Genomic DNA, 228 nt, shown 5'->3' on the forward strand with positions numbered 1-228 from the left:
TGAGGGCCGCCTTCACATCCACCGACGGGGTGAACACAATCTTTCGGGAGGTGATGAGCGAACTTGCCACCATGTTCACGTCGAGCACCGACTGGGCGTTGACGCCGAAGCGCATCGTGCCGAGACCGGGGACAGGCACCGAGTGTCCCTCAGTGGCCCACGCCACTATCACATCACCACATGCCGCCCATGCCGCCTGGATGGCACCCTTCGAGATGCCGCTGCGCA

Annotated in this window: 1 pseudogene; it reads right to left on the reverse strand. The window is 63.6% G+C overall.

Annotated features, from left to right (window positions below):
- Positions 1-228 (reverse strand): annotated as a pseudogene (locus tag CIK99_RS06740) (DNA-binding protein); the annotation flags it as partial.

Source organism: Prevotella sp. P5-92, assembly GCF_002251245.1.
In the GTDB taxonomy this organism is placed as follows: domain Bacteria; phylum Bacteroidota; class Bacteroidia; order Bacteroidales; family Bacteroidaceae; genus Prevotella.